This window comes from Streptomyces sp. KPB2 (assembly GCF_003950055.1).
Lineage (GTDB): Bacteria > Actinomycetota > Actinomycetes > Streptomycetales > Streptomycetaceae > Streptomyces > Streptomyces salinarius.
The window spans coordinates 1221313-1243056 of the sequence record NZ_CP034353.1 but is presented as its reverse complement, the minus strand read 5'-3'; the positions used below and the strand labels follow the sequence as shown (position 1 = coordinate 1243056).

The window sequence follows — 21744 nt, the reverse complement described above, 5'->3', positions numbered from 1 at the left end:
TCAGATCACCCCGTTCGACTTGAGCAGCCGCAGTTCCTCGTCGCCGAGGCCCAGCTCGCCGACGTAGACCTCCTCGTTGTGCTCGCCCAGCAGCGGAGAACTGGTCACCTGCACGGGGGAGTCGGAGAGCTTGAGCGGGCTGCCCACGGTCACGAAGTCGCCGCGCTCCGGGTGCGGGACGGTGACGACCATCTCGTTGGCGACCAGCGACTCGTCCTCGATGATCTCCTTCGTGGACAGGATCGGCCCGCACGGGATGTTGTGGGCGTTCAGCCGCTCCAGCACCTCCCACTTGGGCAGGGTGGACGACCACTCCTCGATCAGCTGGAACATCTTGTTCAGCTTGGGCAGCCGGGCCTGCGGCGTCGCCCACTCGGGGTCGTCCGCCAGCTCCGGCCGGCCGATCAGCTCGCTCAGCGGCCGCCAGCCGACCGGCTGGACGATGACGTACACGTAGTCGTTGGGGCCGCCCGGCGCGCACTTGACCGCCCAGCCCGGCTGCCCGCCGCCGGACGCGTTGCCGGAGCGGGGAACCTCGTCGCCGAAGTCCTCGTTGGGATATTCGGCGAGTGGACCATGGGTCAGGCGCTGCTGGTCGCGCAGCTTCACCCGGCAGAGGTTGAGCACCGCGTGCTGCATGGCCACGTTCACCCGCTGACCGCGTCCGGTGTGCTCCCGCTGGTAGAGGGCGGCGAGGATGCCCGCCACGACGTGGACGCCCGTGCCCGAGTCCCCGATCTGGGCCCCCGTCGCGAGCGGCGGCCCGTCCTCGAAACCGGTGGTGGACATCGATCCGCCCATGGCCTGCGCGACGACCTCGTACGCCTTGAACGCGGTGTACGGGCCCTCGCCGAACCCCTTGATGGAGGCATAGACGATCCGTGGATTGATCTCCTTGATGCGGTCCCAGGTGAACCCCATCCGGTCCACCGCGCCGGGGCCGAAGTTCTCGACCATGACGTCCGAGCGGCGGATCAGCTCGGTGAGGATCTCCTTGCCGCGCTCCGTCTTGGTGTTGAGGGTGATGCTCCGCTTGTTGCAGTTGAGCATCGTGAAGTAGAGGGAGTCGACGTCCGGCAGATCGCGCAGCTGCCCCCGTGTGATGTCGCCGTGCGGCGCCTCCAGCTTCAGGACGTCCGCGCCGAGCCAGGCGAGCAGCTGGGTCGCCGAGGGCCCGGACTGCACATGCGTCATGTCCAGGACGCGGATGCCCTCAAGAGCCTTCGCTGTCATGAGTGTTCACCTCACTTGTACATCGTCTGGTTCATGGTTCCGGGGGCGTACGCGTCCGGGTCCACCCATACGTTGATCAGGGACGGCTTGCCGGACTCGCGGGCCCGGCGCAGCGCGGGGCCGATGTCGGCGGGGTCGCGGACCTCCTCGCCGTGGCCGCCCAGCATCCGGGCGAACCGGTCGTAGGGCACGTCGCCGAGCGTGTTGCCGACCCGCTCGCGCTCCTTGCCGTACTTCACGGCCTGGCCGTAGCGGATCTGGTTCATCGAGGAGTTGTTGCCGACGATGCCGACGAACGGGAGGTCGTAGCGGACCAGGGTCTCGAAGTCCCAGCCGGTGAGCGAGAAGGCGCCGTCGCCGAAGAGGGCGACGACCTCCTTGTCGGGCCGCGCCTGCTTGGCGGCCAGCACGAAGGGGACGCCGACGCCGAGCGTGCCCAGCGGCCCCGGGTCCATCCAGTGGCCCGGCGACTTGGGCTGCACGACCTGCCCGGAAAAGGTGACGATGTCGCCGCCGTCGCCGATGTAGATCGAGTCCTCGGTGAGGAAGTCGTTGATCTCGCTGACCAGCCGGTACGGGTGGATGGGAGAGGCGTCCGACCTGAGCTGCGGCAGCCGCTTGTCCAGCGCCGTCCGTTCGGCCGCGCGCAGCTCGTCCAGCCACTCCTTGCGCTTCGCCGCGCCGCCGTTGATCCGTCCGGACGCCGCCTCGGTCACCGACTTCAGCACCAGCCCCGCGTCGCCGACGATGCCGAGGTCGATGTCGCGGTTCTTGCCGACGGTGCGGTAGTCGAGGTCGATCTGTACGACGGTCGCGTCGGGGGAGAGCCGCTTGCCGTAGCCCATGCGGAAGTCGAAGGGCGTGCCGACGATCACGATGACGTCGGCGTTGGAGAAGGCGTAGCGGCGCGAGAGCTGGAAGTGGTGCGGGTCGCCGGGCGGCAGGGTCCCGCGGCCCGCGCCGTTCATGTAGGCGGGGACGTTGAGTGTGCGGACCAGGTCGACGGCGGCCTCGGTGGCCCGGGTCGTCCACACCTGGCTGCCGAGCAGGATGGCCGGCTTCTCGGCGTGCACCAGCAGGTCGGCGAGCTTCTCGACGGCCTCCGGGTCACCGGCCGAGCGGGTGGAGGCACGGTAGGCCCCGGCCTTCGGCACCCGCGCCTTCTCCGCCGGCACCTTGGCGTCCAGCACGTCACGCGGGATCTCCAGGAAGGACGGCCCGGGGGCGCCGTGGTAGCACTCGCGGAACGCCATCGACACCATGTCCGCCGCCCGCGCCGTGTCCGGCACGGTCGCCGCGAACTTGGTGATCGGGGTCATCATGTCGACGTGCGGCAGGTCCTGCAGGGACCCCATCTTGTGCTGGGTGTGGGCGCCCTGGCCGCCGATCAGCAGCATGGGCGACTCGGCGCGGAAGGCGTTGGCCACGCCGGTGACGGCGTCGGTGGTGCCCGGGCCGGCGGTGACCACCGCGCAGCCGGGCCTGCCGGTGATACGGGCGTATCCGTCGGCGGCGTGCGCGGCGACCTGCTCGTGGCGTACGTCGACGACCTCGATGCCCTCGTCGACGCAGCCGTCGTAGATGTCGATGATGTGGCCGCCGCACAGCGTGTAGATGCGGTCGACCCCCTCGGCCTTGAGTGCCTTGGCAACGAGGTGGCCGCCGGAGATGACGTCCTGGGTGTCGTCGGGCATGGCGAAGTCCTGTCCCTTCACGAGGGGTTGGGGCGCTCTCGCGGTACATTGCATACAGTCGACGAATACTGTATGAAGCTTGTTATCCCGCATCCGGTGGGTGGTGTCCAGGGGGCGTGCGGCACTTTCAGTCAGGAGCCGAGATGGACCTGTACGAACACCAGGCAAGGGAACTCTTCAAGGAACACGGGATCGTGGTGCCGAGGGCGGAGGTCACCGACTCGCCCGAACGGGCCCGGGAGATCGCCCGCGCCCTCGGCGGACGCGCCGTCGTCAAGGCGCAGGTGAAGACCGGCGGGCGCGGCAAGGCGGGCGGTGTGCGCCTCGCCGCCGACCCCGCCGAGGCCGAACAGGCCGCACGGCGCATCCTCGGCATGGACATCAAGGGGCACACGGTCGACACCGTCATGCTCGCCGAACCCTGCGCCATCGAGCGGGAGTTCTACGTCTCCTACGTACTCGACCGCGCGTCCGGTGGCTTCCTCGCCGTCGCCTCCGCGGAGGGCGGCACGGAGATCGAGGAGGTCGCCGCCCGGCGGCCCGAGGCCGTGGCACGCATCCCCGTCGACCCCGTCGCGGGCGTGCACACGGCCACCGCGGTGCGCATCGCCGACGCCGCGGGGCTGCCCCCGCAGACCGTCGACACGCTGGTGCGGCTGTGGAAGGTGCTGGTCCGCGAGGACGCCCTCCTGGTCGAGGTCAACCCGCTGGTCAGGACGGTCGAGGGGCGGATCGTGGCCCTCGACGGCAAGGTCACCCTCGACGACAACGCCCGCTTCCGTCAGTCCCGTTGGGGCGACGAGAAGCCGGCGCCCGACGACTCCCTGGAGGCGCGGGCCGGTGCCAAGGGCCTCAACTACGTCAAGCTCGACGGGGAGGTCGGCGTCATCGGCAACGGCGCCGGACTGGTCATGTCAACGCTCGACGTGGTCGCCGGCTGCGGCGCCCGCCCCGCCAACTTCCTCGACATCGGCGGCGGCGCCTCCGCCCGGGTCATGGCCGACGGACTGTCCGTCGTCCTCTCCGACCCCGACGTGAGGTCCGTCCTCGTCAACGTCTTCGGCGGCATCACCGCCTGCGACGCGGTCGCCGACGGCATCGTCCGGGCCCTGGACGAGGTCCGGCCGACCAAGCCGCTCGTCGTACGCCTCGACGGCAACAACGCCGCCCGCGGCCGGGCCCTCCTCGACGCACGCGCGCACCCGCTGGTCGAACAGGCCACCACCATGGACGGCGCCGCCCGCCGTGCCGCCCGACTCGCCACCGCGGCACCCACCGCCGGATAAGGAGACAGGACGACATGGCGATCTACCTCACCAAGGAGAGCAAGGTCCTCGTCCAGGGCATGACGGGTGCCGAGGGCATGAAGCACACCCGCCGCATGCTGGCCGCCGGCACCGACGTCGTCGGCGGCGTCAACCCGCGCAAGGCGGGCCGCACCGTCGACTTCGACGACCGTGCCGTCCCCGTCTTCGGCTCGGTCCGCGAGGGCGTCGAGCGCACGGGCGCCGACGTCACCGTGGTCTTCGTGCCGCCCGCCTTCGCCAAGGCCGCGGTGGTCGAGGCCTGCGACGCCGGCATAGGCCTCGCGGTCGTCATCACCGAGGGCATCCCGGTCCACGACTCCGTCGCCTTCACCGCCCATGCCAGGACCAAGGGCACCCGCGTCATCGGGCCCAACTGCCCAGGCCTGATCACCCCCGGCCAGTCCAACGCGGGCATCATCCCGCCGGACATCACCAAGCCCGGCCGCATCGGCCTGGTCTCCAAGTCGGGCACGCTCACCTATCAACTCATGTACGAACTGCGCGACATCGGCTTCTCCACCTGCGTCGGCATCGGCGGCGACCCCGTCGTCGGCACCAGCCACATAGACTGCCTCGCCGCCTTCCAGGACGACCCCGACACCGAACTGATCGTCCTCATCGGCGAGATCGGCGGCGACGCGGAAGAACGCGCGGCCGCCTACATCCGCGAGCACGTCACCAAGCCCGTCGTCGGCTACATCGCCGGTTTCACCGCGCCCGAGGGCCGCACCATGGGCCACGCCGGCGCGATCGTGTCCGGCTCCTCGGGCACGGCACGGGCCAAGCAGGAGGCGCTGGAGGAGGCCGGCGTACGGGTGGGGAGCACACCGACCGAGACGGCACGGCACGTACTCGCCGTACTCGACGGCACCGCCCATGACGGTGCCGGGCATGACGGCACCGCCCGCGACTGCGCCGCCCACGACGGCACCGCCCGTGACGGAGCCCGCGCATGACGGCGGCCGGCGCGCGGGACACCGCAGCCCTCACCCTCAAGTCCGGCACTGCGTGGGCCGACGCCTGGCGCCGCTGCCGCGCCGTCGCGCCCGAGGCGTTCCGCGACGACCGCGTCCTCAACCTCTGGGACGCCGGCTGGCGGGCGGACGGCCGGGTCCTGCCGGCCACCAGCCCGGTCGACGGCACCCCGGTCGCCGGCCCGCCCCGGCTCGACGCCGCGACGGCCCGGCACGCCGTACGCGCCTCGCTCGACCAGCACCGGGCCTGGCGCCACGTCCCCCTGCCCGAACGCCGCGCCCGCGTCGCGGCCACCCTCGACGCCCTGGCCCAGCACCGTGAACTGCTCGCCCTGCTGCTGGTCTGGGAGATCGGCAAACCCTGGCGGTCGGCACAGGCAGACGTCGACCGGGCCGTCGACGGCGTGCGCTGGTACGTCGACGGCATCGACGACATGCTCGACGGGCGTGCCCCGCTGGACGGCCCGGTGTCCAACATCGCGAGCTGGAACTACCCGATGAGCGTGCTCGTTCACGCCATGCTGGTCCAGGCACTGGCGGGCAACGCGGTCGTCGCCAAGACCCCGACCGACGGCGGCGTCGCCTGCCTGACGCTCGCCTGCGCGCTGGCCACCCGCGAGGGGCTGCCCGTCACCCTCCTCAGCGGCAGCGGCGGCGAGCTGTCCCAGGCGCTGGTGCGGGCGCCCGAGATCGGCTGCGTTTCCTTCGTCGGCGGCCGGGACACGGGCGCCGCCGTCGCCACCGCCGTCGCCGACCTCGGCAAGCGGCACATCCTCGAACAGGAAGGACTCAACACCTGGGGCATCTGGAACTTCACGGACTGGGACGCGCTCGCGCGAGTGATCCCGAAGCTCTTCGACTACGGCAAGCAGCGCTGCACCGCCTACCCGCGCTTCGTCGTCCAGCGGCAGCTGTTCGACGCGTTCCTCGCGGCGTACCTCCCGGCGGTCCGCACCCTGCGCGTCGGCCACCCGCTCGCCGTCGCGGCCCCGGACGATCCGTACCCGGCGCTCGACTTCGGGCCGGTGATCAACGCCGCCAAGGCCAAGGAGCTCCAGGACCAGGTCGCCGAGGCCGTCGACCGCGGCGCCGTCCCGCTGCACCGCGGCAGCGCGGTCGACGCCCGGTTCCTCCCCGGCCAGGACACCTCGGCCTACGTCCAGCCGGTCACGCTGCTCAACCCGCCCCGGTCCTCACCGCTGCACCACGCGGAACCCTTCGGCCCGGTCGACACCATCGTCCTGGCCGACACCGAGGCCGAGCTGCTCGCCGCGATGAACGCCTCCAACGGCGCGCTCGTGGCCACCCTGTCCACGGACGACCCGGCGACCTACGAGAGGCTGGCGCCGCAGATCCGGGCGTTCAAGGTCGGCCACGGCATGCCCCGCTCCCGCGGCGACCGCGAGGAGCTGTTCGGCGGGCACGGCGGATCCTGGCGCGGTGCCTTCGTGGGCGGTGAGCTGCTGGTGCGCGCCGTCACCCGCGGCCCGGCGGGGGAGCGGCTGCCGGGGAACTTCCCGGACCACCACCTCATGCCACAGCGGACCTGAGGCGGGCCGGGCGGACGCCTCGGGTCAGCCGATGCCCTGCCGGTCCGGCCGCAGGGCGAAGGCCCGGTCCGCCGGGGTCGGCGCGGTCCGCTCGACGGCCTGCCGCAGCAGCTCGCGGTGGCGCAGCAGCGGGGCGCGCCGCTCCGGCGGCACGAGCAGCAGCAGGTCGTCGAGCCCGGCCAGCAGCCGCCGCGTGACCTGCGGCGACCCGACGGCGCAGGCACGCACCTCGGCGAACCCGAGGTCCACCAGATCCGTCCAGCCGGGCACGGGCTGCACCAGCCGGACGGTGCCGCGCCGGTCCCGGTGCGGCACGGCGTCCAGCGGCCGCCGGGACAGCGTGGCCAGGATCTGCACGACCCGGTCCAGTGCCTGCACGGCGGTCGTCGGATCGTTCACCGCGGGGGACAGGGCGCGCAGGCCGATGTCCGACAGCTGGCGCAGCCCGAACGCCAGGTCCTGGTGGAAGGTGCGCTCCACCCCCACGGACAGCGCGTACCGCAGCGCCCGGCGCGAGGGAGCCGCCCCGCCGTGCACCGCCAGGACCGGTGTGCCCGGCACCAGGAAGTCACCGATCCGCGGGACCAGCCGCAGCACCACCCCGTGCTTGCGGGCCACCCGCACCAGCCGGGCGACGTGCACGTCCCGCAGCACGCCCGCCTGCCCGTCGTGGGCGACCCACGCCGTCGCCGGCCCGAGGCCGGGAACCTCGCCGCCGTCCGCCGGTACCGGCATCAGCGCCGCCACCCGGAAGGACTCGGCGGCGATCCGGGCGATCACGTGGCTGACCCGCATCAGCCGCAGCGTGGCGTTCACGTACATCACGAAGAGCAGCAGGCTCAGCGCGACCATGACCAGGGTCAGCACCGACTGCACCAGCGGCACGGACACGGCGGTGCGTGGGTCGGCGTTGCTGTCGTAGCTGGTCAGGACGAGCAGCGTCAGCACGAAGGTGGCGAGGAACACGGCGAAGGTCGCCTTGGTGATCCGGCTGCGGACGAAGAGCCGCACCACCCGCGGGGTGAACTGCCCGCTCGCCATCTGCACGGCGACCAGCGAGATGCTGAACACCACGCCGATGAACGTCATCATCGCCGAGCCGACCGCCGACACCACCGTCTTCGCGTCGTCCGCGAAGCGCAGCAGCTCGGCGAGCGTGTCGTAGTCGCCGTCGTCCTGGAGTGAACGCACGAGGGCGGCGTCGAGCTCCTGGGCCGCCAGCCAGACCACGAAGACACCCACCATGGCCGCCGTGGGCGCGAACCAGAACGTGTCCCGCAGATGCTCCCTGAGCGGCGACAGCGCCCGCGGCCGACGACGCGGAATCGGCCCCTGCGTAACCATCCAGTCACTCATGGTGCGACCCTAGGGGCAGCGGAGCCGCCGGTCCCGGACCGCCGCTCAGGCAGAGAGCGGGGGAAGGAAACGCAGGTGAAAGGCACCGCGAAACCTTGGTATGGTTGTCCATGTCGCCGCGGGGAACACCCCCGCGCCGCGACAGACACCTGGTCCGGGTGGCGGAATGGCAGACGCGCTAGCTTGAGGTGCTAGTGCCCTTTATCGGGCGTGGGGGTTCAAGTCCCCCCTCGGACACAAGACAGGCAGAGCAAGATGCCGGTCGGGAGAGATCCCGGCCGGCATTTCGCGTTCCCGGACGAAAAAACCCGGTGCGGCGCCGGCCCCGGCCTCCCTACACTCACCACACCGAGATCGAGACCGAGTGAGGGGAGCAGGGCCGTGCGTATCCGCACCGCTGCCGTCGTTCCCCCGTCCCGGTACGAGGTGATCCTGGTGTCTTCGGCCGTCCGGTGTCCGCTGCGCGGCCGGCACCGGATGCCCGCGACCGGCATCTGACACGACGCCACTCCCGCCCCGCCCTCGTGGGGCCCCTGGCCCTGTCCCCGCACGTCCGGTCCCGGGAATCGCGCCGCCCTGTTCACAGATGAGCTCGACCGAGCAGCGAAAGGCCACAGGCCGTGCGCACCCACGTCAACACCCGCACCAGCACCGACCCGCTCGCCGGAGTCCGCAACCTGGGCATCCTCGCCCACGTCGACGCCGGCAAGACCACCGTCACCGAGCGGATCCTCTTCGCCACCGGCACCACCCACAAGCGCGGCGAGGTCCACGACGGCACCACCGTCACCGACTTCGACCCGCAGGAACGCGACCGCGGCATCACCATCTTCGCCGCGGCGGTCACCTGCTCGTGGGACGGCCACCGGATCAACCTCATCGACACCCCGGGGCACGTCGACTTCGCCGACGAGGTCGAGCGCTCGCTGCGCGTACTCGACGGCGCGGTCGCCGTGTTCGACGCGGTCGCGGGAGTGGAGCCGCAGAGCGAGTCGGTGTGGCGGCAGGCCGACCGGCACGGTGTTCCCAGGATCGCGTTCGTCAACAAGATGGACCGGGCGGGCGCCGACCTCGACACCGCCGTCGCCTCCATCCGCGAACGGCTGCACCCCGTGCCGCTGGCCGTGCAGCTGCCCATCGGCACGGAGGACGGCTTCACCGGCGTCGTCGACCTGGTGCGCATGCGCTCCCTCGTCTGGGCCGCCGGCGCGGACGCGGCCGAGGAGGGGCCGGTGCCCGACGCCCTGCGCGAGGAGGCGGCACACAGGCGCCGGCTGCTGGAGGAGGCGGTGGCGGAACGGCACCCGGCCGCACTGGAGGAGTTCTGCGACCGGCAGACGCTCACCGCGGCCACCCTCGCCACCGCCCTGCGCGACCTGACGCGCACCGGCGACGGCGTGGTCGTGCTGTGCGGCTCGGCCTACCGCAACCGCGGTGTCGAACCGCTGCTCGACGCCGTGGTGACGTACCTGCCCTCGCCGCTCGACGTACGGCCGGTGCGCGGCACGCACGACGGCACGGAGCAGGAACGGCCCGCCGATCCGGCGGCGCCGATGGCGGCACTGGCGTTCAAGGTGAACGCCACCCCGACCGGACGGCTGACCTATGTCCGGGTCTACTCGGGCACGATCGAGAAGGGGGACACCGTGTGGGACGCGGGAACGCGCCGCACCGAGCGCATCGGCCGCATCCTGCGGGTACGGGCCGACCGGCACGACCCGCTGGACCGCGCGGTCGCCGGGGACATCGTCGCCGTCGTCGGACTGAAGTCGGCCCGCGCCGGCTCGACCCTGTGCGCACCGGGTGCTCCGCTGCTCCTGGAACCGCCCGGCGTGGCCGAACCGGTCGTGCACGTGGCCGTGGAGGCCCGGCGCTCCACCGACACCGAACGGCTGGCCGCCGCGCTCGCCCGGCTGACCGAGGAGGACCCCTCGCTGGCCGTGCGGACCGACCCGGAGACCGGACAGACCGTGCTGTCGGGCATGGGCGAACTGCATCTGGAGGTAGCGATGGAGCGCGTCCGGCGCGAGCACGGACTCGACGTCGCCGTCGGCCGTCCCGGCGTGGCCCACCGCGAGACGGTCGGCTCGGGTGTGACCGGCTTCGTCCACCGGCACGTCAAACAGGACGGCGGCGCCGGGCAGTTCGCGCACATCGTGCTCGACGTCGAGCCGTGGACTGAGGACGAGGACGGCACGGAAGGCGCTGGCGGGTTCGTGTTCCGTTCGACGGTCGTCGGCGGACGCGTGCCGCAGGAGTACGTCCGGGCCGTCGAGGCGGGCTGCCGGGACGCCCTCGCCGAGGGCCCGCTCGGCGGGCACCCGGTGACCGGCCTGAGGGTCACGCTCACCGACGGCCGGACCCATGTGAAGGACTCCTCGGACACGGCCTTCCGCACCGCCGGCCGGTTCGGTCTCCGTGACGCCCTGCGCGCCTCGGAGATGGTCCTGCTGGAACCGGTCGTGGAGGTCACGGTCACCGTGCCCGAGGACGCGGTCGGCGGCGTGCTCGGTGACCTCGCCGCGCGCCGCGGCCGGGTCACCGGCTCCGCCACGCGCGGCGGCGCGGCGGTGGTCACCGCCACCGTGCCGCTGGCCGAGCTGTTCGGGTACGCGACCCGGCTGCGCAGCCGCACCCAGGGCCGCGGCACCTTCACCGCCCGGCCCACCGGCTACGCACCGGCGCCGGTCGTGACGACCGTCACGACCACGCGGTAGGCGCGGCGCGGCACCCTCACGCCCCGGGCACGAGGGTGCCGAACCGTGGGCTCCCGTGCGGCGGTCTTCGAGACCCGGCCCCTTCCTCTCCGGCTACCCGCGCTCCGGAGACACCGCGCGGGGCGGCGCCGTGGAGGCGCGTACCACGAGTTCGGTGGCGAGCTCGATGTGGTGGGAATCGACCCGCTCACCGTTGGCGAGCCGGAGGGCGGTGCGCAGGGCGGCACCGCCCATCTCGCGCAAGGGCTGGCGGACGGTGGTGAGGGGCGGCGACGCCATCCGGGCGAGGCTCGTGTCGTCGAAGCCGACCACACTCAGGTCCTCCGGGACGCGCAGGCCTCGGGCACGGGCGGCCTCGACGACACCGACGGCGATCTCGTCGTTGCCCGCGAAGACCGCGGTGGGCGGCTCGTCCAGGTCCAGCAGCGCCGCGGCTCCGAGCAGTCCGGTCTCGTAGGTGAACTCTCCCGGCCGGGTGTAGGCATCGGGTACGGGGACGCCGCCCGCCTCCATGGCGGCGCGGTAGCCGTGCAGGCGTGCCTGGTTGCACACGGCCATGGCGGGTCCGCCGAGATAGGCGACTCGGCGGTGGCCGAGGGAGAGCAGGTGCCGGGTCGCGGCCAGGCCGCCCGCGAAGTTGGTGGCCCCGACACTGTGGATCCGGCTGTCCGGCAGGTGCAACGGGTCCAGTACCACCAGGGGCAGCCCGGACCGGGCCAGTTCGTTCAGGTGCGCCGTGGTGTACACGCTGGTGACCGCGATGACGGCACGACGCCCGGCCGAGACCAGGTCCCGGGCCCAGTGCGGGGCACCGGACGCCTTGCTGATCACCACCGAGGCCCCGGACTCGGAGGCCGAATCGATGATCCCTTCCAGGGTCTCGGCCACGTACGACTTCAGTCCACCCCTGAACTGCACCTCGATGGTGGGGCTTTCCACCGCCTCCGTGTGCCGGAACACGGGGGCGAGGTAGTGGTGCTGGTGCAGCAGTTCCTGCACCCGGGTGCGGGTCTGCGGAGCCACGTCACCACGGCCGTTGACCACCTTGGACACCGTCGCCACGGACACCCCGGCCGCTCGTGCGATGTCCGCCAACGTGGTGCGCCTCGCGTCCGGTCGCATCGGTTCCCTCCCACGGGTACGTCCACCGTGTGGTGAGTCGCCGCTCGGGCCGGCAACGCGGGTGGAACCGGTCAACAGTACGGCAACGCGACTCGTGTCACCTCATCTTCTCTGCCCCGCAGTCATGCTTTTCGAAACAGTTTCGGAGCTGTCGGGACTCCTTGCCGGTCATCAAACTCCAGTCGTGGCAAGGATTTCTGAAGCGGGAGAACGCTCACGCACATGCCTTGACACCTTGTCAGTGTGCTCCCTAACTTGCATGACCAGAGCTCGGAGAAGGCGATTTCGAAAACCTTTCACCACGAGTCACGAGAAGCCGACGGCTCTCGGGTGCGGAGAAAAGACATGGCGCTCTCCCGACGTACTCTCCTAGGCATGGCCGCCGGTGTGCCGGTCTCCGCGGCGCTGGCGGCCTGTGGCTCGTCCGGACCCGGCAAGAGCGGTGGCGGAGCCACGTACTGGTACCTGAACGGCCAGCCGCAGGAAGGCGTCCGAGCCGGTGCGGTGGACGCCTTCAACAAGGCCCACCCGGACAGCCGGATCAAGGACACGACGTTCCAGAACGACGCCTACAAGACCAAGATCAAGACGGCCATCGGTGCGGGGCAGGCGCCCACCATCATCTGGGGCTGGGGCGGCGGGACGCTGCGCACCTACGCGGAAGCCGGCCAGGTAGACGACCTCACCTCGTGGTTCGACCAGCATCCCGAGGTCAAGAAGTCGCGGTTTCCGTCGTCCTTCGGCGCGGCGACCGTGGACGGCAGGATCTACGCGGTCCCGTGCGACGCCGTGCAGCCGATCGTCCTCTACTACAACAAGAGGGTCTTCGAGAAGGTCGGCGCGCAGCCACCGGAGTCCTGGGAAGACATCATGGCGCTGGTGCCCCGGTTCAACGCGAAGGGCATAGCGCCGTTCTCCCTCGGTGGGCAGTCCCGGTGGACGAACATGATGTGGCTGGAGTTCCTGTTCGACCGCATCGGCGGTCCAGAGGTGTTCCAGGCCGTCATCGACGGCCAGAAGGACGCCTGGTCGCACCCGGACGCCATCACCGCGCTGACCAGGGTGCAGGAGCTGGTCGAGGCCGACGGGTTCATCAAGGGCTTCTCGTCCATCACCGCGGACTCCAACGCGGACCAGGCGCTGCTCTACACCGACAAGGCCGCGATGATGCTGCACGGCGCATGGTCGTACGGCATCCAGCAGGCCGACGGCGGTGACTTCGTCCCCAGTGGCGGCCTCGGCTACATGAACTTCCCGCCCGTCGACGGCGGCAAGGGCGATCCGAGCAACGCGGTCGGCAATCCCGCCCAGTACCTCTCCCTCTCCGCCAAGGCCACCGGGGAGGAGAAGAAGATCGCCAAGGAGTTCTTCGCGACCGGTGTCCTCCAGGACGCCGAGGTGAAGGCGTGGATCGACAACGGGTCCGTTCCGGTCCGGGTCGGCACGGAGAAGCTCCTGGCCGCCTCCAAGAGCGCCGACTTCCTCCAGGTGAACTACGGCATCGCCAGCAAGGCCAAGACCTTCGTGCAGTCCTGGGACCAGGCCCTCAGCCCGACGGCCGCCGAGACGCTGCTGGACAACGTCGCCAAGCTGTTCCAGCTGTCCGTCTCGCCGCAGCAGTTCGCCGCCAACCTCAACGCGGTCATCGGCACATGAGCCCGCACACGGGCCACTCGCCCGCTCGCCCACCGCGCAGCATCCTGCCGTGGCTGGCCACGCCGGCGCTGGTGGTCTACGTCGGCTTCGCGGTGGTTCCGCTCGTCGGTGTCTTCGCGCTGAGCTTCACCACCTGGGACGGAATCGGCACCATCCACGGCTCGGGGCTGGACAGTTGGCGCGCGGTGCTCACCGACCCCGGGCTGCCGCACGCCCTGTGGGTGACGTTCCTGGTGATGGCCGTGTCCTGGGCCGTGCAGACACCGCTGAGCATTCTGCTCGGCACGTTCCTGGCGGGCCGCCAGCGGTACCGCGCGGTGCTGGGCGTGGTCTACTTCGTCCCCCTGATGCTCAGCTCCGCCGCCATCGCGATCGCGTACAAGGCGCTGCTGGATCCCAACTTCGGCCTCGGGGCGGGACTGAAGCTGCCGTTACTGGTCCAGGACTGGCTGGGGCGGCCGGGGCTCGCGTTCGGTGTCGTCGTCTTCGTCGTCTCCTGGCAGTTCGTCCCGTTCCACACCCTGATCTACCAGGGCGGCGTCCAGCAGATTCCCAAGTCCCTCTACGAGGCGGCACAGTTGGACGGGGCCGGACGCGTCCGGCAGTTCTTCAGCATCACCCTGCCCCAGCTGAAGTACACCGTCATCACCTCGTCCACGCTGATGGTGGTGGGGTCGCTGACCTTCTTCGATCTCATCTTCGTGCTGACCGAGGGCGGCCCCGGGGACGCCACCCGGGTGCTCGCACTGGACATGTACAAGCGGGGATTCCAGGCCAGTCTGATGGGACCGGCCAGCGTCATCGCGGTCATCCTGGTCCTGGTGGGTCTGGCCCTCGCGCTGCTGCTGCGCCGGCTCGGCGGCCGGGACGCCGGCGCGAGCCAACTCGAGGGAGTCTGAGGTGACCACCACACTGTCCGAGGCACGCCGGCCGCCCGAGGCCGCCGGCCGCGACCGGCCACAGCGCTCCTCCCGGGTGACCGGCCGGCGCAACTGGGCCGGCGGCCTGGCGGGATGGCTCTGGCTGGTCGTCGTCGCCGTGCCCCTGTACTGGACCCTCATCACCAGCCTCAAGGCCCAGAGCCGCTATTACGCGGAGAACCCGCTGGTACCTCCGGCCGACCCGACGCTGGACAACTACCGGCTGGTCATCGAGTCCGACTTCCTCCGCTACTTCGCGAACAGCGTCGTGGTCACGGTCGGCGCCGTGGTGCCGGCGGTCGTGTTCTCCTTCATGGCGGCCTACGCGATCGTCCGAGGCCGGCGCATGCGGGTACTGCGCGCGATGAACGGCCTGTTCCTCATGGGCCTGGCCATCCCGCTGCAGGCGACCGTGATCCCCGTCTACCTCATCATCATCAAACTCCAGCTGTACGACAGCCTGCTGGCGTTGATCCTGCCGTCCGTCGCGTTCGCCATCCCGCTGTCGGTGCTGGTGCTGGCCAACTTCGTCCGGGACGTGCCCAACGAACTGTTCGACTCGATGCGGGTCGACGGCGCCGGCGAATGGACGACGATGTGGCGGCTGGCCGCACCGCTCACCCGACCGGCCATCCTCACCGTGACCATCTTCAACGCACTGACCATCTGGAACGGATTCCTGCTGCCACTGGTGCTCACCCAGAGCCCGCAGCGCCGGACCCTGCCGCTCGCACTGTGGACCTTCCAGGGCCAGTACGGGGTCAACGTCCCCGCCGTTCTGGCCGCGGTCGTCCTCACCACCCTGCCCGTCCTGATCCTGTACGCCTTCGGCCGCCGGCAGTTGCTGAGCGGTCTGACCGCCGGATTCAGTCGCTGACCGACGCCGACGTGGGAGGAAAGTGAACGCCAACGTGGCCGAAGAGAACGAGAACACCACCACCGCCCCGCTCTGGAACGACACCACCGCCTCCGTCACCGCGCGCGTCGACGCGCTCGTCGCCGCGATGACGCTCGCCGAGAAGACCGCCCAGCTGTACGGAGTCTGGGTGGGCGCCTCCGACGAAGGGGACGAAGTGGCCCCGCACCAGCACGACATGGAGGAGGCCGTCGATCTCGACGCGCTCCTGCCCACCGGGCTGGGCCAGCTGACCCGGCCCTTCGGGACGGTCCCGGTCGACCCGGCGCTGGGGGCGCTCTCCCTGGCCCGTACGCAGACCCGGATCGCCTCCGGCAACCGCTTCGGCATTCCCGCGCTCGCCCACGACGAGTGCCTGGCCGGCTTCTCCGCCTGGGGCGCGACCGCCTACCCGGTCCCGCTGTCCTGGGGCGCCACGTTCGACCCGGACCTGGTCGAGCGCATGGCCGCCACCATCGGACGCGACATGCGCGCCGTCGGCGTCCACCAGGGACTCGCTCCCGTCCTGGACGTGGTGCGGGACGCCCGCTGGGGACGGGTCGAGGAGACCATCGGGGAGGACCCGTACCTCGTCGGCACCGTCGGAACGGCCTACGTGCGCGGGCTGGAGTCGGCCGGGATCGTCGCCACCCTCAAGCACTTCGCCGGCTACTCGGCCTCACGCGCCGGCCGCAACCTCGCGCCCTCCTCCGTGGGCCCCCGCGAGCGGGCGGACGTCCTGCTGCCCCCGTTCGAGATGGCGATACGCGAAGGCGGCGCCCGGTCGGTGATGAACGCGTACACGGACACCGACGGCGTCCCCTCCGCGGCCGACGAGGACCTGCTCACCGGGCTGCTGCGCGACACCTGGGGCTTCGACGGCACCGTCGTCGCCGACTACTTCGCCATCGCCTTCCTCAAGACGCTGCACGGCGTGGCGGCCGACTGGGCCGGCGCCGCCGGACTGGCGCTGGAGGCGGGCGTCGACGTCGAGCTGCCCAACGTCAAGACGTACGGCGCTCCCCTGGCCGAGGCCGTCGCAGCAGGGCATGTCGCGGAGGCGCTGGTGGACCGCGCCGTTCGCCGGACCCTCACGCAGAAGGCGCGGCTCGGCATGCTCGATCCGGACTGGAACCCGGTGCCGGCCGCACTGGAGGGGGCGGATCTCGACCGTCCGGAAGCCCTGAGGGGCCGGATCGACCTGGACGGGCCGCAGAACCGGCAACTGGCCCGCACGATCGCTCAGGAGGCGGTGGTGCTGCTGAGCAATGACGGCACCCTGCCGCTGGACCGGCCTCGCCGCATCGCCCTGCTCGGTCCCAACGCCGACGAGCCCACCGCCGTACTCGGCTGCTACTCCTTCCCCCAGCACATCGGCGTCCGCCACCCCGGGACCCCGCACGGCATCGAGTTGCCGACGCTGCGCGACACCCTCGCCGCGGAGTTCCCCGAGGCCGAGATCACGCTCTCCCGGGGCACCGGGATCGACGACGGGGAGCTCACCGGCATCCCGGAGGCCGCACGCGTGGCACGCGAGGCCGACATCGCCGTCGTGGTGCTCGGGGACCGCGCCGGGCTCTTCGGGAGGGGCACCAGCGGTGAGGGGTGCGACGCCGAGACGCTGGCACTGCCGGGGGCGCAGCAACAGCTGCTCGACGCCCTGCTCGACCAGGAGACCCCCGTGGTGGCCGTGCTGCTCGCGGGGCGGCCGTACGCCGTCGGGCGTGGCGTGGGGGAGGGCGCCGCGATCGTGCAGTCCTTCTTCCCGGGGGAGGAGGGCACGCACGCGATCGCCGGTGTGCTCAGTGGCCGGGTCAATCCCTCCGGGCGGCTTCCGGTCAGTGTGCCGAGCGGGCCGGGCTCGCAGCCGGCCACCTACCTCGGCGCGCGGCTCGCCCACGCCGGAGCAGTGTCGAACGTCGACCCGACGCCCGCGTTCGCCTTCGGCCACGGCCTGTCCTATACACGCTTCGACTGGACGGACCTGGCGGTCGAGGTGCGGGAGGCGCCGACGGACGGCGAGTTCCGTCTCGCCTTCACCGTCCGCAACACGGGCGAACGGTCCGGAACCGAGGTCGTCCAGCTGTATCTGCACGACCCCGTCGCCTCCGTCGTCCAGCCGGTGCAGCGTCTCGTCGGCCATGCCCGGGTCGACCTGGAGCCGGGCGAGGCCGTACGTCTGCGTGCCACGGTCCCGGCCGACCTCGCTTCCTTCACCGGACGCGACGGCCGGCGTGTGGTCGAACCGGGCGAGCTGGAACTGCGGTTGGCCGCCTCCAGCGCGGATCACCGCCTCGTCGCCGGGGTCACGCTGACCGGGACCGCACGGTACCCGGACCACACGCGACGCCTGCGGTCGGTGATCGTCCGGGAGCGGGACCGTCCGCCGGGAGCCGCTTGAGACTCCGGTGGCTCACAGCACGCCGCGCCGGGCGAGACTGCGCGTCAGCGCACGTATGCCGTACGTCCACGGCGCGGCCTGCTCGCTGGTGACGACGGTGTTGACCAGGGTGCCGAGTCGCGGGCTGGAAATGCGTACGACGTCGCCGTGCTCGTGGGTGAAACCCGACCCCGGTGCCCGTCGGTCCTCGGTGGGGGCGAACAGCGTCCCGGTGAACAGCACGAAGCCGTCGGGGTACTGGTGGTGCGGACCGTGCGTGGCGGCCACCAGGTCCAGGACGTCGCGGCTGATCTCGCGCATGGAGCTGCTGCCGTGCAGTGCGTAGCCCTCCGGGCCGTCGACCCGCAGGCCGACGTCGAGCCCGCGGACGGTGTCGAGGTCGAAGCCGGCGTCGAAGAGGCGGATGAACGGGCCGATCGCGCACGAGGCGTTGTTGTCCTTGGCGCGGCCCAGCAGCAGCGCGCTGCGTCCTTCGACGTCACGGAGGTTGACGTCGTTGCCGAGCGTCGCGCCGCGTACGCGGCCGCGCGAGTCCACGACGAGGACGACCTCGGGCTCGGGGTTGTTCCACACCGAGGCGCCGAGCACTCCGATGTCGGCGCCGACGCCGACCGCGGACAGGACCGGTGCCTTGGTGAACACCTCCGGGTCCGGACCGATGCCGACCTCCAGGTACGGCGACCACAGACCCTCGGCGACGAGCAGTTCCTTCACCCGGTCCGCCTCGGGCGATCCGGGACGGACACCGTCGAGCGCGCCGCCCACCGCCCGCTCGACACGGACCCGTACCCGGGCGGCCTGCGCCGGGTCGCCGCCCGTGCGCTCCTCGATGACGCGTTCCAGCAGGCTCCCGGCGAAGGTGACGCCGGCGGCTTTGATCACCTGGAGGTCGACGGGCGCGAGCAGATGGGGAACGTCACGACGGCCGTGGGGTGCTGCGAGCAGCTCGTCCAGGTGCCAGACGCGTCCTCCGTCGGCCTCGCGGACGACGGCCGCCGCGTCGTCGCGTTCCATGAGGTCGGAGACGGTGGGAACGACGGCCGTCAGGTCGACGACACGCTCCCCGCGCACCGCGGCCACACACGGCCCGTCCCATTCCGGGGCGTGGACGCGCGCCACGAGGGCCGCGCGGTCGGCGTCCTCCGGCAGGACGCAGGAGCCGGTGAGGACCGGACGAGGGTGTACTGCTGCCGCTTCCACGATCGATGCTCTCCTGGATTCGGGGGAGTGCGGTGGCCCGGGACCGTGCTCAGTGGGAGTCGCGGGGGACGTCGTGTCCACGGCGTCCGCGCAGGAAACCGAAGTCGGCTCCCCGGTCGGCCTGTTCCACGTGCTGCGTGTAGAGCCAGGTGTAACCACCGGCGTACTGTTCGGCGGGGGCACTCCACAGCTGCCGGCGCCGAGCGAGCTCGGCGTCGTCCACGTCCAGGTGCAGGGTGCGGTTCGGAACGTCGAGGACGACGGGGTCGCCGTCGCGCACCAGGGCGAGGGGTCCGCCGACGGCGGCCTCGGGCGCCACGTGCAGGACCACCGTCCCGTACCCCGTGCCGCTCATCCGGCCGTCGCAGACCCGCACCAGGTCCTTGACGCCGGCCTTCAGCAGCTTGGCGGGGAGCGGGACGTTGGAGACCTCGGGCATCCCCGGGTACCCCTTGGGGCCGGCGTTGCGGATGACGACGACGGTGTTCTCGTCGACGTCGAGTTCCGGGTCGTCGACGACCTCGTGGTAGGCCTCCGGGGAGTCGAAGACGCGCGCGGGGCCGCGGTGGGTGAGCAGGTGGGGCGACGCGGCGGACTGCTTGATCACCGCCCCGTCGGGGCACAGGTTGCCGCGGAGCACGGCGATGCCGGTGCCGGCCGGCTGGAAGGGGGCGTCGAGAGGGGTGATGACGTCGGAGCCGACGCGTTCGGCGTGCTCGGTGTTGTCGGCGACGGTGCGTCCGGTGACCGTGATCTGGTCGCCGTGCAGCAACTCGCCCTTGAGCAGCTCGGCCAGGACGGCCGGCAGGCCGCCCGCGTAGCAGAAGTCCTCCATGAGGTACGTGCCGCTGGGCATCAGATTGACCAGGGTCGGCACCTCGCGGACCAGGTCGTCGAAGTCCGCCAGGCTCAACTCGACGCCGACGCGCCCGGCGAGGGCGGTGAGGTGGATGACGGCGTTCGTGGAGCCTCCGACGGCCGCGTTGACCCGGACGGCGTTCTCGAACGCCTCCCGGGTCAGGATCCGCGAGGGACGCAGCTCCTCCTCCACCATCCCCACGATGCGCCGCCCGGCCGCCTGCGCGGTCTCCATCCGGCGGGAGTCGACCGCGGGCCAGGCCGCGGAGCCGGGCAGCTGCATGCCGAGCGCCTCCGCCACGCAGGCCATCGTCGAGGCGGTCCCCATCGTCATGCAGTGCCCGTTCGAGCGGGCCATGCAGCCCTCCGCGAAGAAGCACTCCTCCTGGGTCATCCGGCCGGCCTTGAGGTCCTCCTCGAACTTCCACACGTGGGTGCCCGACCCCACGTCCTGACCCCGGTACTTGCCGTTGAGCATCGGCCCGCCGGTCACCATCACGGCGGGCAGGTCGACGCTGGCGGCGCCCATGAGCATGGCGGGGGTCGTCTTGTCACAGCCGGACAGCAGCACGACCCCGTCGAGCGGATTGGCCCGGATCAGCTCCTCGACCTCCATCGCCATCAGGTTGCGGTACAGCATGGCGGTGGGGCGCATCAGGGTCTCGCCGGTGGCCATGGTGGGGAACTGCAGCGGCAGCCCGCCCGCCTGCCACACGCCGCGTTTGACGGCTTCGGCGACGTGGGTCAGATGGGCGTTGCACGGGGCGAGTTCGGAGGCACTGGTCGCGATGCCGATGACGGGGCGCCCGTCGAACACCTCGTGCCCGAGCCCCTGGTTGCGCATCCAGGAGCGGTAGATCATTCCGCCGCGGCCCTGTGCGCCGAACCATGCCTGGCTGCGTCGGCTCGTCCTCTGCCCGTCGGTCATGCGGTCACTCCCGTCGGCTGTGGCGTCGTCCGTCTCACGAAGGGGCGTTCTCGGGTGAGGGTCCGCGGGGCCATACCCTGTGCCACAATCATTAAATGATTCGATGAATGGCGTCCAGGGGGCGGGCAGAGATCGTGGAACACTTCCCCACCACGCACCAGCGGGTGGTCGACGAGCTGGGTCGGCGCGTCGTGGGCGGCGTCTGGAACCCGGGGGACCCGCTGCCCGTCGAGGACGCGCTCGCGGCCGAACTCGGCGTCAGCCGCGGGGTGGTGCGAGAAGCGGTCAAGGCACTGATGGCCAAGGGGATGCTGCGGGTACGACCGCGCACCGGCACCCGGGTGCTGCCTCCGGAGCACTGGAACCATCTCGACCGGGACGTCCTGCGCTGGAAGCAGGACGGGGACGCCGCGTCCCTGCTGCGCGACACGGGCGAACTGCGCCTGATCGTCGAGCCGAAGGCGGCCCGGCTCGCCGCCCACCGGGCCGGAGCCGACGACCTGCGAGTCCTGCGCGAGTCGCTGGCCGCCATGGAGGCCGCGGCGGCGGCACCGGGCCGCAGTGGCTATGTCGAGGCCGACCTCGCCTTCCACCGGGCCCTGCTCGCCGCCAGCGGCAACCGTCTCCTCGGCTCACTCGGCCGGGCCGTCGAGATCGCCCTGGAGCACAGCTTTCTCATCATTACGCAGACCCCGGGAGCCGTGGAAGCCTCGTTGCCGGGGCACCGGGCCATCGTCCGGGCCGTCGAAGCGCGCGACCCCGAGGCCGCGGCCGAGGCCGCTCTGACCCTGATCGAGGCCGCCGAACGGGAGATCGCCCAGTCACCGGGCCTGCCGAACGCGACCCCGGGCGACGCCGGATGACCTGCCGCCGCCGAGACCCGCGAGCGCCGCGGGAGACGGCCGCCCCCGCCTGCCCCGGGCACCCCCGCTC

15 protein-coding genes and 1 tRNA gene are annotated in these 21744 nt (G+C 71.6%); 10 read left to right on the top strand and 6 right to left on the bottom strand.

Annotation, left to right across the window (positions count from 1 at the left end; translation table 11 throughout):
- Positions 1-1233, bottom strand: coding sequence for a formyl-CoA transferase (frc, locus tag D1J63_RS05425; protein ID WP_125627963.1), 1233 nt, complete (start codon positions 1231-1233; stop codon positions 1-3).
- Between the two features lie 11 nt (positions 1234-1244).
- Entirely contained in the window at positions 1245-2927 is a 1683-nt protein-coding gene (locus D1J63_RS05420; protein ID WP_125627962.1) for a thiamine pyrophosphate-binding protein, read from the bottom strand.
- A gap of 143 nt (positions 2928-3070) precedes the next feature.
- Here D1J63_RS05420 and sucC point away from each other — a divergent pair, with 143 nt between their 5' ends.
- From sucC to D1J63_RS05405, 3 genes are read left to right on the top strand one after another with little or no spacing between them, the layout of a single operon-like run.
- Positions 3071-4213, top strand: a complete 1143-nt coding sequence (gene sucC / locus D1J63_RS05415) for an ADP-forming succinate--CoA ligase subunit beta (protein WP_125627961.1) — start codon at positions 3071-3073, stop codon at positions 4211-4213.
- A gap of 14 nt (positions 4214-4227) precedes the next feature.
- On the top strand, positions 4228-5190 hold the full coding sequence (sucD, locus tag D1J63_RS05410; RefSeq protein ID WP_125627960.1) for a succinate--CoA ligase subunit alpha: 963 nt from the start codon (positions 4228-4230) through the stop codon (positions 5188-5190).
- Positions 5187-6758: an aldehyde dehydrogenase family protein gene (locus D1J63_RS05405; protein ID WP_125627959.1), complete on the top strand. Its 1572-nt coding sequence runs from the start codon at positions 5187-5189 to the stop codon at positions 6756-6758. Before sucD ends, D1J63_RS05405 begins: the two co-directional genes overlap by 4 nt.
- Positions 6759-6782: 24 nt before the next feature.
- Here the strand turns inward: D1J63_RS05405 and D1J63_RS05400 are convergent, their stop codons facing one another.
- Positions 6783-8114, bottom strand: a complete 1332-nt coding sequence (locus D1J63_RS05400; RefSeq protein ID WP_125627958.1) for a DUF2254 domain-containing protein — start codon at positions 8112-8114, stop codon at positions 6783-6785.
- A 152-nt stretch (positions 8115-8266) separates the two neighbouring features.
- Here D1J63_RS05400 and D1J63_RS05395 point away from each other — a divergent pair.
- Both D1J63_RS05395 and fusA read left to right on the top strand, forming a co-directional pair.
- Positions 8267-8351: transfer RNA gene (locus D1J63_RS05395), tRNA-Leu, on the top strand.
- Between the two features lie 383 nt (positions 8352-8734).
- Positions 8735-10831: an elongation factor G gene (fusA, locus tag D1J63_RS05390; RefSeq protein WP_125627957.1), complete on the top strand. Its 2097-nt coding sequence runs from the start codon at positions 8735-8737 to the stop codon at positions 10829-10831.
- Between the two features lie 93 nt (positions 10832-10924).
- Here fusA and D1J63_RS05380 read toward each other — a convergent pair whose 3' ends face one another.
- Positions 10925-11953, bottom strand: a complete 1029-nt coding sequence (locus tag D1J63_RS05380) for a substrate-binding domain-containing protein (protein WP_125627956.1) — start codon at positions 11951-11953, stop codon at positions 10925-10927.
- A 345-nt stretch (positions 11954-12298) separates the two neighbouring features.
- Between D1J63_RS05380 and D1J63_RS05375 the strand changes: the two genes are divergently transcribed.
- Genes D1J63_RS05375 through D1J63_RS05360 form a run of 4 tightly spaced genes read left to right on the top strand, consistent with a single transcriptional unit; the run spans position 12299 to position 17825 of the window.
- Positions 12299-13609 (top strand): extracellular solute-binding protein, encoded by a 1311-nt coding sequence (locus D1J63_RS05375; protein WP_125627955.1) that lies wholly within the window; start codon positions 12299-12301, stop codon positions 13607-13609.
- Positions 13606-14508: a sugar ABC transporter permease gene (locus tag D1J63_RS05370; protein WP_125627954.1), complete on the top strand. Its 903-nt coding sequence runs from the start codon at positions 13606-13608 to the stop codon at positions 14506-14508. Before D1J63_RS05375 ends, D1J63_RS05370 begins: the two co-directional genes overlap by 4 nt.
- Position 14509: 1 nt before the next feature.
- On the top strand, positions 14510-15406 hold the full coding sequence (locus D1J63_RS05365) for a carbohydrate ABC transporter permease (protein WP_125627953.1): 897 nt from the start codon (positions 14510-14512) through the stop codon (positions 15404-15406).
- 22 nt (positions 15407-15428) lie between these two features.
- Positions 15429-17825: a glycoside hydrolase family 3 N-terminal domain-containing protein gene (locus tag D1J63_RS05360; RefSeq protein WP_164712725.1), complete on the top strand. Its 2397-nt coding sequence runs from the start codon at positions 15429-15431 to the stop codon at positions 17823-17825.
- Between the two features lie 12 nt (positions 17826-17837).
- On the opposite strand, the gene D1J63_RS05355 is transcribed toward D1J63_RS05360, so the two are convergent.
- Both D1J63_RS05355 and D1J63_RS05350 read right to left on the bottom strand, forming a co-directional pair.
- A complete protein-coding gene (locus D1J63_RS05355; RefSeq protein ID WP_125627951.1) occupies positions 17838-19025 on the bottom strand; it encodes a fumarylacetoacetate hydrolase family protein in 1188 nt (395 codons plus the stop codon).
- 49 nt (positions 19026-19074) lie between these two features.
- Positions 19075-20811, bottom strand: coding sequence for an IlvD/Edd family dehydratase (locus D1J63_RS05350; RefSeq protein WP_125627950.1), 1737 nt, complete (start codon positions 20809-20811; stop codon positions 19075-19077).
- Positions 20812-20918: 107 nt separating this feature from the next.
- Here D1J63_RS05350 and D1J63_RS05345 point away from each other — a divergent pair, with 107 nt between their 5' ends.
- Complete coding sequence (locus D1J63_RS05345; protein ID WP_125627949.1) at positions 20919-21674, top strand: FadR/GntR family transcriptional regulator; 756 nt, start codon at positions 20919-20921, stop codon at positions 21672-21674.
- Positions 21675-21744 lie beyond the last annotated feature (70 nt).

What these genes read in the sequence shown, in the direction of transcription:
- frc (WP_125627963.1), bottom strand. Translation starts at nt 1,233, where the DNA reads ATGACAGCGAAGGCTCTTGAGGGCATCCGCGTCCTGGACATGACGCAT.
- D1J63_RS05420 (WP_125627962.1), bottom strand. Translation starts at nt 2,927, where the DNA reads ATGCCCGACGACACCCAGGACGTCATCTCCGGCGGCCACCTCGTTGCC.
- sucC (WP_125627961.1), top strand. Translation starts at nt 3,071, where the DNA reads ATGGACCTGTACGAACACCAGGCAAGGGAACTCTTCAAGGAACACGGG.
- sucD (WP_125627960.1), top strand. Translation starts at nt 4,228, where the DNA reads ATGGCGATCTACCTCACCAAGGAGAGCAAGGTCCTCGTCCAGGGCATG.
- D1J63_RS05405 (WP_125627959.1), top strand. Translation starts at nt 5,187, where the DNA reads ATGACGGCGGCCGGCGCGCGGGACACCGCAGCCCTCACCCTCAAGTCC.
- D1J63_RS05400 (WP_125627958.1), bottom strand. Translation starts at nt 8,114, where the DNA reads ATGAGTGACTGGATGGTTACGCAGGGGCCGATTCCGCGTCGTCGGCCG.
- D1J63_RS05380 (WP_125627956.1), bottom strand. Translation starts at nt 11,953, where the DNA reads ATGCGACCGGACGCGAGGCGCACCACGTTGGCGGACATCGCACGAGCG.
- D1J63_RS05375 (WP_125627955.1), top strand. Translation starts at nt 12,299, where the DNA reads ATGGCGCTCTCCCGACGTACTCTCCTAGGCATGGCCGCCGGTGTGCCG.
- D1J63_RS05370 (WP_125627954.1), top strand. Translation starts at nt 13,606, where the DNA reads ATGAGCCCGCACACGGGCCACTCGCCCGCTCGCCCACCGCGCAGCATC.
- D1J63_RS05350 (WP_125627950.1), bottom strand. Translation starts at nt 20,811, where the DNA reads ATGACCGACGGGCAGAGGACGAGCCGACGCAGCCAGGCATGGTTCGGC.
- D1J63_RS05345 (WP_125627949.1), top strand. Translation starts at nt 20,919, where the DNA reads ATGGCGTCCAGGGGGCGGGCAGAGATCGTGGAACACTTCCCCACCACG.